This is a genomic window from Xylella taiwanensis, assembly GCF_013177435.1.
GTDB classification, from domain to species: domain Bacteria; phylum Pseudomonadota; class Gammaproteobacteria; order Xanthomonadales; family Xanthomonadaceae; genus Xylella; species Xylella taiwanensis.
Window position 1 is genome coordinate 1,353,210 of the sequence record NZ_CP053627.1, and the last position, 12,683, is coordinate 1,365,892.

Genomic DNA, 12,683 nt, shown 5'->3' on the forward strand with positions numbered 1-12,683 from the left:
ATGTGATGCCACCTTCTACCAGATCACAGGCGCTGCTCATGGGCATGTTTGTCATGAGTACCTCGCCCGATATTGGCACCCGTGTCATCTACGTTTTAAGAGGTTCGCGTCGCCTTACAATCCTGTCCTCGCACTGCAACTGTTCAACACCTAGCCACCTGCTGAGAAGCGGTGTAGGCCGCTTGCCGCCTGCATTCGTTGTACTTCACGTCACCTGCTTTGATGCTGAGTGATTCGAAGCGCGTGCAGTACCGAACCGACGGGGTAGGCTTGCTCGAACTGGCAACCACCGTAGTCATCACAGTTGCCACTGCCATCGGGGACATGTCTGATCGCATTTTCAGTAGCAGGTATGTAGGGCCATGTAGCACGTCTAGATCACGGCCAAGCTCAAGGGCGTCCTATTGACCAAGCACAACTCGCACGCAACCAATGACGAGTTCATCCATGGTAAGACCAACCCTATCGAGAATCTGATGAATCAGCTTGTCACCTAGGTCATCGCCGCGGTAGACGAAGCATGAGAGGCACTATCTCCACGAAGGTCTTCCACCAGAAGCAGCAGGCGGAGCGCAATGCGATCGTTGCCAAGATGAAAAATGATTCGCCGTGGTTACTGACCGAATCGGGGCTTTCTAGTTGCCAAGCGTCACATCCACCTCGCGACGCCGAGCAATCCTGATCAATCAGCCCACCCTCAGCGTGTACGTGGAAGACACTGACGATGACAGCTAAAGGGGCAGAAGCGCCCAGTGGGAACTGTCCCATGCCAAGTGACGATGGCCCTGTAGTGGGTTGATCACGGTTACCGTGCTTGCATGTCCATGTAGGTGAAGGCCTGGTGAGCGCCCCAGGTTTACCTGGAATGACCTCGGGAATTCCAGCTCGATGAACGCACTTACTGCTTGCGGCACGCCGCCTCTGGGCGGATCGTCTCGCTGACCAGGCTCGAATCGCTGAACAGCCTTGTGGCCGGGCGCATCCAGACATTGCGCTGTGCTCCCTAATGGCCGAGAGTCCACGCTGGATCTTCCCAACGATCTAGATAAAGACGCATGGCAAAGAAACTCCCTCACTCGATTCCTTATCAGTGCAGCAAGCGAATGTTAGCGCCGATGATCTATTCATTGTTGCCATCTGATATCGCATCGTTTTATGAACCTTTTGCGGGATGCGCGGTAATGAGGGTGCTCGTGGCACATCATGGGGTCATCAAACGGTATGTCTTGGGCTGTAATTATTGAGCAGCCTTCCAACACCGTAAAAAAGTATGTGCAGCTTTGGCGAGGTCAAGCAATCGTTTCAACGGACTATTTCAAATGAGAAGGACCCGGTTGATTATTTGTATCTGATTTGTCGTTGCGTCAAGAACGTGGTGCGTTTCAATGGGGAGGGCGGTTCACCCCATCGCATGACAAGCGCTGATTGGGAATGGAGCCATATAAAATGGCTGGAGCAATCGAGGAGGCATCAGCCCTGCTTCGCAGCAAGACGAACTTTCGGAAAGGGGGGGGCGCTGGAAACTACTTTCGAGGCGACACCACGTTACTTCTATGGATCCGCCTTACATGGGTACAAGCATTGGGCGCGATAGGCGGTATCATCAGCAGCTTGTGCCTGATGATCTGATCGCTATACGACCGATGATCAGCGCTTCTTTGAAAGCCTTTGAGAGTGCTTTGCGTCCGCCGATTCATTCAGTTTTAATGTTTGTGGGATCGCCGAAGCGATACGAAGTTGTAATCACTTGCTGTTTTCGGGCGCTTGTTTCGTCACCTTCTCGCAAAGACCGAGGATACGAAGGTCTATTCCAATTTTCTCTCGAACCGAGGGTGTGTATGCCTAAGAGAGTTGGTGAAGGTTTCCTACCTACTGCCGAAGCAGTGCTAAAGCGTGCTGGCAAGCCTTTGCGGGTGCGAGACATTGTCGAGCGTGCCGTAGGCTGCAGGAAGCTTAGATAATACAGGCAGCACACTGGATAACACCCTATCTGTGCCCTTGCCGCGCAACATCACTTGGCTGTGGACTGCTTCCAAGTTCAAGAAGGTTGGTCCAGGTCTCTATCAGCTCCAAGGTCGGAACTAGGTGTAGCTCTTTGCGGCCTTCGCAGGTGGCGTGAATCAGGTGAGTATTGCCTATCGACTGCCAGGGTGCACTCCAGAACCATCCCTCATTCAGGCGGGGCCTCATTGCAAAGTGGGCAGTTCCCTTGCTGCTCCTTCATCTTGAGTGATTTTAAGCGCTGCTGGACCATCGGCTTGTTGCACCCATCATGCATCAGATCTTTGTAGATCTTGCTGCGGTAGGCAAAGAGTAATTCCTTAGTCAGTCTACAAGCCTCACCTGTACGCTTTGCGTTGTACCGGACAGCCAAAATGCCCTAATCCACCTACTTAGCCATGTTGTCCCTACGATGGTGGGTGATGCTCTTCTAGCTGTACGGTGTCGCAACGTGCTGCAATTAGATAATAAAAAGGCCACCTCGACGGGTGGCCTTCTTGCAACATGTTGGATAAATGGCGGAGAGAGGGGGATTCGAACCCCCGAAGCGCGGTTTAGACGCTTACACACTTTCCAGGCGTGCTCCTTAAACCACTCGGACACCTCTCCTGAATTTTCACCAAGCACAGTGACTTGGATTATTTAAAGGGCAAATCTTAGCTTCGCTTAGTATTCTTCACAAGTTCAATTGCACCATATATGGCCCCTGCAGCCGAGCATGTCACAATAGCAATTTAGATGAAGATGATCCCCTAATGTCCTATCTTGTTCTTGCTCGCAAGTGGCGTCCCAAGCGGTTTGCCGAGCTGGTGGGCCAAGAGCATGTGGTCCGTGCGCTGAGTAATGCGTTGGAAAGTGGCCGTGTCCATCACGCATTCCTATTTACTGGTACCCGTGGTGTGGGCAAGACGACTATTGCGCGTATCTTTGCTAAATCACTGAACTGCGAGCAGGGCACGAGTGCCGATCCATGTGGCCAGTGTACAGCTTGTTTGGACATTGATGCTGGCCGCTATATCGACTTGCTGGAGATCGACGCTGCCTCCAATACTGGTGTGGATGATGTGCGCGAGATGATAGAAAACGCGCAATACATGCCCACCAGAGGTAAGTTCAAGGTCTATCTGATCGACGAGGTGCATATGCTCTCTAAAGCAGCGTTTAACGCGCTGCTCAAGACGCTGGAGGAGCCACCACCGCACGTGAAATTCCTGCTGGCAACGACTGATCCTCAGAAGCTACCTGTGACCGTATTGTCTCGCTGTTTGCAGTTCAACCTAAAGCGCTTGGACGAGGAACAGATCCACGGTCAAATAAGCAAGATCCTGACCGCTGAGCGGATTGCAGCAGATCAAGGTGCGATCGCACAGCTGGCCAAGGCCGCTGACGGTTCATTACGTGATGGTCTTTCTTTGTTAGACCAGGCGATTGCTTATGCTGGGGGGGCGTTGCGCGAGGATGTAGTACGGACCATGCTCGGTACGGTGGATCGTACTCAGATTGATGTGATGTTGGCTGCGTTAACTGCCGGTGACGGTGAGCGAGTGTTACAGGTGGTGGCAACATTAGCTGAGTTTTCGCCAGACTGGGGCGGGGTGCTGGATGCCCTGGCTGAAGCCTTGCACATGATTCAAGTACGGCAACTGGTGCCTTCGGTGGCGTTTGCAGGGCACACATTGAACGTGGCTCCATTTGCTGAACAAACACAGCCGGAGATCGTACAACTTTGGTACCAGATGACCATCAACGGACGCCGTGACTTACATTTGGCACCAAGTCCGCGTGTGGGATTTGAGATGACAGTGCTGCGGATGCTCGCGTTCCGACCTGTTCCGGCAGTCGCACCGGGTATGGTGTTGACTGATGGGCCGGGTATTAGCGCCGTTACAGTGACGTCTAGTGGCAGTGACGCACATGGAGCCGCCGTGTATGCGATGTCCGAATCCCGTTCTGATCTCCCACCGCTTGCGGTTGCTCCACCTCCAAGGGGCGATGATGACATTCGTGTGGCTCAGTCGAACACAGCGACAGTAGCGATGATGCCCGTGGAAAATCCACTGCTGTATCAGCTCGACGATGTGTTGGTGCTGACCAAGCCGACTATACTTCCCTCTTCTGAGGGAACGATAGAACGCGTCCCACTGGCAACGATTCCTGAGCAATCGAATCCAGATCATGTCGCTGTGCCAATGATGCATGCCTTGTTGCCTCACTCGTCTTCCATCGAAGTCGATGAAGCTGGTTCTTGTGATGGGAATATCACTGATGTTGGACAATGGCTTGCGTTGGTCGAGCGCATTGGGTTGAGTGGTCCGTCTAAGCAATTGGCTGCTCATGCCGCTTTTGTCTCTCATGAGGACAACGTCCTGCGTTTGGCGCTGGCTCCGGAGTTTGAATATCTGCAGTCGACACGTTCTGTGACGGATTTGATCCAAGCACTGACTCGGTTGCTGGGTCAGGCACCTAAAGTACAGATCGAAACCAGAAACATTCAAGTCGAAACCCTGCATGAGCGCACCCATCGTCAGAAGAGTGAGCGTCAGCGGGTGGCCGAAGAAGCTTTCATGAGCGATCATGTAGTGCAGCATCTGATCCATCAGCATGCTGCCAAGGTTGTTACCGATTCCATACGTCCTTACGATGAGTAGCTAATGATGCGAGGCAATATTGCCCAATTGATGCAGCAGGCACAGAAGATGCAGGAGAATCTGCAGCGTGCCCAAGAAGAACTAGCCAAGTTGGAGGTTACTGGCAGCGCAGGTGGTGGTATGGTGAGCGTGATCCTCAGCGGTACTAAAGAGTGTCGCAAAGTACGTATCGATCCCAGCATATTGGCCGATCACGAAATGATTGAAGATTTGATCACTGCCGCGTTCAATGATGCTTCCAACAAGGTGGATACTGAATCCAAGGCAAGAATGGGTTCAGCCACTCTTGGCATGTCGCTTCCGCCTGGCTTCAAGCTGCCGTTCTGAGCGTGCTTGACAGGATGACCACGCAGTGGATGGTGAATGAACCTACGGCGCAGATCCGTTGTCTCGGAAGGCATTGGACGATTTGTGACGTTGTATTGTGAACGGTGCATTGTACTTGACAGTGTTTGCCCGGTTGATTGTTGGCTTGATTGGCGAGGTATCAGGCTTGGTATCGTAGACACGTTATGCATACATATTTGCTTGAGCAATTAATCGGTGCCTTCCGCATCTTGCCAGGTGTCGGTCAGAAGACCGCCCAGCGTATGGCCTACCATGTGCTCGAGCGTGAACGTGAAGGCGGTCGTCACTTGGCCGATGTTTTGGGCCGTGCGATTGAGCAAATTGGTCATTGTACGGAGTGCCGTGACTTCAGTGAGACCAAGATCTGTGCGATCTGTGCTAGCTCCAGCCGTGATCGCCAGCAGCTATGCGTAGTCGAGTCGCCGGCTGACCGGCTGGCGATTGAGCACGCCACTGGCTATCGCGGGCTTTATTTTATTTTGCAGGGGCGGCTGTCTCCTCTGGATGGGATCGGCCCGCACGAACTTGGGCTGGACCGTTTAGGTCAACGTCTTGCCGCCGGTGAGGTCACCGAGCTGATCATTGCTACTAATGCGACGGTGGAAGGTGAGACGACAGCGCACTACTTGGCGCTCCTGGCACGTCAGCATGGCGTACGCCCCAGCCGGCTGGCGCAAGGCTTGCCGTTGGGTGGGGAACTGGAATACTTAGACCGTGGCACCCTTTCACATGCGTTTGGCACCCGTAATGAAGTGGTCTGAACAGTGATGCGGAACGCCAAACCAAAGCGTGCTGACCCGCTAAGCTTGGTGTATCCCCATTTCTGTGAGTGTGTGTATGTCTGCTGAGACTATCTTCGCTAAGATTATCAGTCGCGAAGTTCCTGCCACGATTGTCTACGAAGATGAGGAGGTACTGGGCTTTAAGGACATCATGCCGCGAGCCCCGGTGCATGTATTGTTTATTCCAAAGCGGGAGATGATCCCGACCCTGGACGATGTGCGGCCAGAGCAAGGTCCATTGATTGGCAAGCTCGTGTTAGCTGCAGCTGAATATGCCAGGCACGAAGGCTTTGCGCAGGATGGGTACCGTATCGTGATGAATTGTCGAGAGCATGGTGGGCAGACCGTGTTCCACATCCACCTGCACCTGCTTGCTGGCGCACCCTTGGGAATGTGGTGATGCTATTTGAAATATGCGCCGCCGCTTGACGGTCAGCGGCGCGTGCCTTACCTACAGAGTGGTAGCTCTCACCACCACCAGCGAGGATGACCCCAGCCCCATGGCCCCATCGGGCCCCATGGGCCATACGGATAGACGGGTACAACTTCAATTTCGCGTATCACTGGCCACAGATAGATGACGTCGGCGGCGACTTTGGGAAGCCTGTAATCGTATTCGCCGATGCGTGTGTTTTCGTAGCTCTCAATTTTTCCGATGAAAGTCACTTCACGGCCAGGCTCGAAGACCGCTGGATCGTAAAAGCCGTTACGGCAGGCGATGAAACGACCGTCGTTGGCGTCGCCGGTATCACTGTCCGGACGGCCCGATGGACTGAGCTGGCGTGACATCATCTCGAAGCAAGTCTGGCCATGGGTAGGTATGGTTTTGATAATCTTGCCACCCCAGCGCACTAGAGTGCCGATCTGGGCATTGGTGACGGAGTCACGTGGTGTGATTGTGCTGAACTGTCCTTGCAGTGGCTTTGGCACGGTCACACAGGCAGCCAACGCCAAAAGGGTGATCAGTGGAACAAGCAAACGTGTTCTCAATTTCAGGTGCTCCGGTATGCGGGCGATGTTGCAGCAAAGCATGGATGAGAGTGTGGTCCAAATGGTTGCAATTATAACGTGCATTGGTGAAACGCTGGCTGAGTGTATATAAGCCGATGCCAGGATACTGTTGTTCGACTCGTTTCGCCCAAACCAGTGCTGGTTCGTGCTGTTTACGTTCTAGACCAAGACGCGCATAGCGGCGACCGAGCCGACGCCAAGCGCGTAGTAGCGGATCGCGTTCTCGCTCGCCACGGGCCAGCCACCACGCCATCCAGCTCAGTGCAATTGATGCGAATGCGATAAACAATATGATCAGTTGAGATACATGCAGATGGTCGATGCCGAATGGGTGCAGCAATTGTTGTTGGCGTTTGGCGTCGAAGCTTAATACCAAGTCGTTCCAACTGCTTCGCAACCAGTCTCTCATGTCAGCTAATCGCCAATTGCCGTCTATGTTGGTGCCGATATTGTTCTGTCCCAAGCGATCTTCCAACGTATCGTGAATCCGTTCGGGTGCCACAGCTATAGTCGGGTCAACTCTTACCCAGCCACGTTGCGGTAGCCAGATCTCAGCCCAAGCGTGGGCGTCCATACGGCGTATCACCCAATAATGGCCCAAATGGTTGTAGACGCCACCGACATAGCCGGTTACCACGCGTGCAGGAATACCAGACGCACGCATCAGCACGACAAATGCAGAAGCGAAATGTTCGCAGAAGCCCGCTTTGTCGCGAAATAGAAACTCATCCACCGCGTGACGGCCTGGCGGTGCTGTGGCCAAAGTGTAAGTAAATTCGCTGCGTACCCACTTCAGTGCGCGCTGCACGATGGCTGCATCGTCATGACCGGCCTCCTGCCGCCATTGCCGACCCAACGCTACTGTGCGTGGATTAAAGTCAAGAGGAAGAGCGAGTGCGCGTTGATGCTGCGTTTCTGTGAGTGTTTCCTCGAAACTGGTCGGTGATGCTGATTGCAGTTGCCAGCGTGTGATTGCAGTCAGGGGACCCTCCGACAGTAAGCTACGTTCGGCGGTCAGGCGTGCGCCGACGGGTGCGGCCAGTGGCAGATCGAGTGCGACTAAGTAGTGGCGATCGGTTGGTTCGTAATCCATGCTGTAGTTGAAGTGTTGCGTACCTGACACTAAGGGTGTCGGCGGTGTTAAATCGACATGCGATGTCGCTTGCCAGCTACGCCCATCGAAGTCCCACATCACCGGTCCGCGCCAGTAACGCTGCTCCGGTGGTGGTGTTGGACCATTGAAACTTACGCGCAGTGCAGGGGTGTCGTCGCTCATCAGATCGACCCAGGTGTCGAGCGCCATCCTGTCTGACAATCCGGGACGTGCCAGTGTGCGCTCTGGAACACCCCATAGCGGTGCATCCAAGCGTGGCAGCAACCAAAATGCGGCCAGAGCCAGTGGCACTCCCAGCACAGTCAGTTTGCCGATGCTGAATAGTTGGGACCGCAGTAGAAGTGCCGGAACCTGACTTTGTTCTTGGGCTAAGTACTGCATTGACAGCAGTGCAGCAGGCACAACGAGCAATGCAAATATCATGGTTGCCGGTCCTTGGTCGAGTAGGAATGCGGCAAACGGTGAGAACAGAGCAAAACCGAGTAGGCTGCGTGCATCCCGCAGGCTGTGTAGTTCTGAGGTTTTAATAGCCAGCATTGCCGCCAGCACCGCACATCCGGTATCACGGTCAAAGCGTATCTCCGTTTGCCAAGACACCATGCCGAGCATCGTTATCACCAGCAGTATCCGCACAGGTGCCCAAAGCGCTTTACGCCAAGTGAGTGTGTCAACGGCCAGTGCCATCACCACGATGCCTAACGACAGAGGGCGCGGCATCTGTAGTAACAACGGTGTCAGTGCGATCCAGGCAGTGACCAGCACACAGGCACGGCTTGCGGGAGAAGGCGAATTTGGTTTAGGCATTTGGTAAAAGAGCCAGCATGCGCAAGCAACCGTGGTGGTGGTGGGCACCTTGGCCATAGCCCAATTCAGGATGGCCGGGAAGAGACAAACGGTAGCGCCAGCCTTCCCGCTCGGCTTCATTGACCCAACGTGTCAGGCGTGCGATGCGATGCTCATAGGGCAGGGTGTACAGTTGGTTCCAGTCCAGCAGTACTTCCGAGCCGACAGGCTGTTGATACTCACGTACCAAGAGTGCGCTGCGCCGTGCTGAGTGCTTCCAGGCGATGGTACGGGCGGCATCGCCAGGGCGATACGAGCGTAATTGGTGCATTTCTTCGTTCTGCACGCCGTGTCGCCAAGTGTGCGCTCTATGGCCATCGTTGATCGGAGGTGGTGGACCGCTTTGTTCCGCAGATGGATACACCAGCAGAGGCTGTTCCGGCCATACCCAGGACCAAGCCATGATCAACCCTAGTGGCTGCACAGTGGAGATCCGAATGCGTGACAATCTGCGCCAGCCACGGTGCGTACTAGTCACCTTCAGGTTGACTTCGACAGACACTCCTGGAGAAAGCGAGCAATACGTTTGTACGTCTTCATGCTTCAAGTGCAGCCCCGGACGAGGGCGAGGTTGGGCACTGTCCAGCAGGAGTCGCATCCGCAGCGGTTGTCCGGCGGCGACCGGTTTGGATGGGAGTATTTCCAAACAAAGCCCAGCGAGCTGTAGATGTGTGGCCAATGCACTGCCAATGCCAGCTCCGCTGAGCAGCAGTGCCAATAGGAGTGCCATGTTGTTGTTGTAGTTCAGTCCTCCTACTAGCATCGCTATCATTAAGATCGCAAAGAATAGGCCGAAAGGAGTGGGCAGCATGTAAATACGCTGCCGATCCAGTGTTACCGGCATAGATTCGGGGCCGTGCGGGCGTGCCAGCATCCCAGCACGTTGGATCCAGTGGCGTAGGAGTGTGCGCACGCTCAGTCCACGGGCACGCTGTACAGCAATGTCTTAGCCAGCTCTAGTCCGGTGGAAGCGGTTTCGGCTTCTGGCACCAGACGGTGTCCGGCGACTGCAACGAAGAGTGCTTGAATGTCCTCCGGTAGCACGTACTCACGACCTGAGAGCAGTGCGTAGGCTTTCGCTGCGCGCAGCAGGGCAATGCCAGCACGCGGAGACAAACCTACACGCACGCCAGTCTGCTGGCGACTTCGCAACAACAGTGCTTGCACGTAGTTAATCAGTGCATCGCTGACGTGTACTCGAAGCACTGTTTGGCGCAACAGGATCACCTCTGCCTCTTTCAGTCGTGGCACGGTGTTTGCAATAAGTTCTCGTCGATCCATGCCGGATAGCAGAGTACATTCAGCCTCGACGCTGGGGTAACCCAGGCTGAGTCTCAGCAAAAAGCGATCCAATTGCGAATCTGGCAGTGGGAAAGTGCCGTACAGGTCAACAGGGTTCTGAGTGGCAATCACTAAGAACGGTTCCGACAGCGGGCGAGTGACACCATCAAGGGTGACTTGTTGTTCAGCCATCGCTTCCAGGAGTGCACTTTGCGTGCGTGGTGGTGCTCGGTTGATCTCATCGGCCAGCAACACATGGGTGAATACTGGGCCTGGATGGAACTCAAACTGCTGATTCTGTGTGTTGTATACCGAGATCCCAAGCACATCGGCCGGCATCAGATCGGAGGTGAACTGCACACGGCGAAAGTGCAATCCCAGGCTCGAGGCTAATGCGTGCGCCAGGGTGGTTTTACCTAGACCGGGCAGGTCTTCCAGCAACAAATGACCGCCGGACAGCAATGCGACGAAGGCAAGACGCACTTCCTGCTGTTTACCAAGCAACATGGTATTGACTTGATGCTGCGCGTCCTCAAGCGAGTGGTATAGCGTATCGGTTAGCATTCCTTGAATCGATGGTAGGGGCATTACGATCCAGTGTCTAAAGAACGGGTGGAGGTCATCCAGGTAGATCAACGTGCCTATCGGGCATTTGTGATCCTGTGGGCCCTGGCGACTGCCGTCAAGTTAGTGATCGCGGCGCGGTTACCGCTGTTTGTTGACGAGGCATTCTACTGGCAGGAAGGCCAACATTGGGCATTGGCTTATTCGGATCTTCCAGGGATGACGGCATGGCTCACCAGACTGGGTGTCATGCTGGGTGGGCATCATTTGTTGGCGTTGCGCTTGCCATTTCTTGTAATCGCCGCGCTGCTGCCGTGGTTGGTCGCACATATTGCTACACGCTGGTTCGGTCCTTCGTTGGGTTGGCGTGCTGGCATGCTGACCCTGCTGATGCCGTTATCGGCCACGCTCGGTATTCTCGCTCTCCCGGATGTGCCGATGGCGTTGGCTGTGGTGTTTTGCCTGGACGCTGGGGCGCGTTTGTTGCGTGACATCGATGCGATCAGTGTTCTGGAATTGGCGACGGGTTTGTTGCTGGGTGCGTTGAGTCACTACCGTTTTATCGGTGTGATTGGGATCGGATTAATCGCGTTGTTGTGTATGCCGCAGGGACGTGCATTGCTGCGCGATCCGCGGCTATGGATTGCGCTTATTGTCGGTGCGTTGGGTTGGCTACCTCTGTTGCTATGGAACTTCGACAACCAGGAGGCTGGGCTGCGCTTCCAATTTATTGAACGTCACCCATGGAGTTTTCAAGTCAAAGGTGCGGTGTTTCTGTTGATTCAGACACTGCTAGTCACGCCGTTGCTCGCCTATGCAATGGTGCGGGTGGCTTGGCTCGCGGTGCGTGGCAGTGGGCGTGTACAGTGGCGTTACTTCGGTTTACTCGGCGGCATCTCCACTCTGGGGATCTTTTTGCTCGGGTTCTTTACCGATAATGAGCGAGTCAGCTTTCATTGGACACTTCCGGGTTATTTCGCTTTGCTGATCGTTGTCCCGCAGGTACTGATGAATTGGCCGCGACACTGGCGGCGTGGCGCCTGGGGACTGGCGGTCATTGGGACGCTCAGTGCTTACGGCTATTACTTGGCAGTATCGGTACCGGCGTTGCGGGAACGCAGTGCTGGAAGGAAGTATTACCCGCGCAATTTTGCTGGCTGGGATGCGCTCGCTGAGGCCGTACGTGCTGAACTGATGCTGCAGCCAGGTACACGCATCTTGGCGGGCAACTTTAAGGTTGGTGCTGAACTAGGTTTCCGGCTGCGTGACCCACGCATTGAGGTACTGGCCTCATCACTCAACGATCGCCACGGACGTACCGCACAAATGCGTCAGTGGGGGCTGTTGAATCAGAGTACACACGAAGGTAGACGTCTGTTGGTACTGTCGCCGAGTGACATGCGCTACCGTGACCTGTTACAGCATTATCATGAGGTCTGCGCGATGGTTGGCCCACTGCCACCCCCACAGATCGTTTCGACCGATCATGGTTACCAGCGTTTCTTGTTGTTCCGGTTGCCGGTACAGCGCACGTCCGGACAATGCGTAACACCAGCAATGGCTTGGATCGATCAGCCGTTGTCCGATGCGGTGGTATCTGATGCATTCCAGGTCACTGGATGGGCTTTTAAGGATGGTGTGGGTTTGGCGGGAGTGGATATCTTGCTTGATGGGCAAGTTGCGGCTCAGGCTGACTATGGTCTATTGCGGGACGTGCGTGATTACTGGCGTATCTCGACTGATCCCAGCCACCCACGGGTAGGTTTTCGTGGACAAGTGAACTTCCGCATGTTATCCCCGGGTCGGCATTGGCTCGGACTACGTCTCCATGGGCGTGATGGTAGTGTCGAAGATTGGACAGAGCAGCCGTTACGTATCTCCCGTTAATAATGGCATGTATCTGTGTTCCCTCCATCACGCTCAATGCATTCGACGGGATGAATCTTGCTTTGATTATCTCAGTATTCCTTCAAGAATATTATGATTTCGAAGAAATATACGTTTTTCTTTCGGTTTTCATATCATCCAGAGCATGTCCACAATGTCGAAAAAGATGAAAGTGATGCCGTTATTTTATTACCGGAATGGGAA

Annotated in this window: 9 protein-coding genes, 1 tRNA gene and 2 pseudogenes; 6 read left to right on the top strand and 6 right to left on the bottom strand. The window is 54.4% G+C overall.

The window, feature by feature from the left end; genetic code table 11:
* Positions 1-1,886 precede the first annotated feature (1,886 nt).
* Together PLS229_RS05845 and PLS229_RS05850 are read right to left on the bottom strand one after the other, a co-directional pair.
* Positions 1,887-2,042, bottom strand: coding sequence for a hypothetical protein (locus tag PLS229_RS05845; protein ID WP_160165180.1), 156 nt, complete (start codon positions 2,040-2,042; stop codon positions 1,887-1,889).
* A 475-nt stretch (positions 2,043-2,517) separates the two neighbouring features.
* Positions 2,518-2,610, bottom strand: a tRNA-Ser gene (locus tag PLS229_RS05850).
* A 146-nt stretch (positions 2,611-2,756) separates the two neighbouring features.
* Here PLS229_RS05850 and dnaX point away from each other — a divergent pair.
* The 5 genes and pseudogenes from dnaX to PLS229_RS05870 all read left to right on the top strand — a co-directional run.
* A pseudogene (dnaX, locus tag PLS229_RS12715) lies at positions 2,757-3,884 on the top strand (DNA polymerase III subunit gamma/tau); the annotation flags it as partial.
* A 357-nt stretch (positions 3,885-4,241) separates the two neighbouring features.
* Positions 4,242-4,649, top strand: a pseudogene (locus PLS229_RS12720) (DNA polymerase III subunit gamma/tau C-terminal domain-containing protein); the annotation flags it as partial.
* Positions 4,650-4,655: 6 nt separating this feature from the next.
* Positions 4,656-4,976, top strand: a complete 321-nt coding sequence (locus PLS229_RS05860; protein WP_038271372.1) for a YbaB/EbfC family nucleoid-associated protein — start codon at positions 4,656-4,658, stop codon at positions 4,974-4,976.
* A 185-nt stretch (positions 4,977-5,161) separates the two neighbouring features.
* On the top strand, positions 5,162-5,758 hold the full coding sequence (gene recR, locus PLS229_RS05865; RefSeq protein ID WP_038271315.1) for a recombination mediator RecR: 597 nt from the start codon (positions 5,162-5,164) through the stop codon (positions 5,756-5,758).
* A gap of 76 nt (positions 5,759-5,834) precedes the next feature.
* Positions 5,835-6,179, top strand: coding sequence for a histidine triad nucleotide-binding protein (locus tag PLS229_RS05870; RefSeq protein ID WP_038271316.1), 345 nt, complete (start codon positions 5,835-5,837; stop codon positions 6,177-6,179).
* 68 nt (positions 6,180-6,247) lie between these two features.
* Here the strand turns inward: PLS229_RS05870 and PLS229_RS05875 are convergent, their stop codons facing one another.
* Genes PLS229_RS05875 through PLS229_RS05890 form a run of 4 tightly spaced genes read right to left on the bottom strand, consistent with a single transcriptional unit; the run spans position 6,248 to position 10,622 of the window.
* The gene (locus PLS229_RS05875) at positions 6,248-6,769 is read right to left on the bottom strand and encodes a Slp family lipoprotein (RefSeq protein WP_038271317.1); all 522 of its coding nucleotides are present in this window, start codon (positions 6,767-6,769) and stop codon (positions 6,248-6,250) included.
* On the bottom strand, positions 6,663-8,708 hold the full coding sequence (locus PLS229_RS05880) for a transglutaminase TgpA family protein (protein ID WP_038271318.1): 2,046 nt from the start codon (positions 8,706-8,708) through the stop codon (positions 6,663-6,665). Before PLS229_RS05880 ends, PLS229_RS05875 begins: the two co-directional genes overlap by 107 nt.
* A complete protein-coding gene (locus PLS229_RS05885; RefSeq protein WP_038271319.1) occupies positions 8,701-9,660 on the bottom strand; it encodes a DUF58 domain-containing protein in 960 nt (319 codons plus the stop codon). Before PLS229_RS05885 ends, PLS229_RS05880 begins: the two co-directional genes overlap by 8 nt.
* 2 nt (positions 9,661-9,662) lie before the next feature.
* Positions 9,663-10,622 carry an AAA family ATPase gene (locus PLS229_RS05890; RefSeq protein ID WP_114867219.1) on the bottom strand — a complete coding sequence of 320 codons (960 nt, stop codon included), beginning with the start codon at positions 10,620-10,622 and terminating at the stop codon, positions 9,663-9,665.
* Positions 10,623-10,649: 27 nt separating this feature from the next.
* Here PLS229_RS05890 and PLS229_RS05895 point away from each other — a divergent pair, with 27 nt between their 5' ends.
* On the top strand, positions 10,650-12,479 hold the full coding sequence (locus PLS229_RS05895) for an ArnT family glycosyltransferase (protein WP_171898081.1): 1,830 nt from the start codon (positions 10,650-10,652) through the stop codon (positions 12,477-12,479).
* Positions 12,480-12,683: the final 204 nt, after the last annotated feature.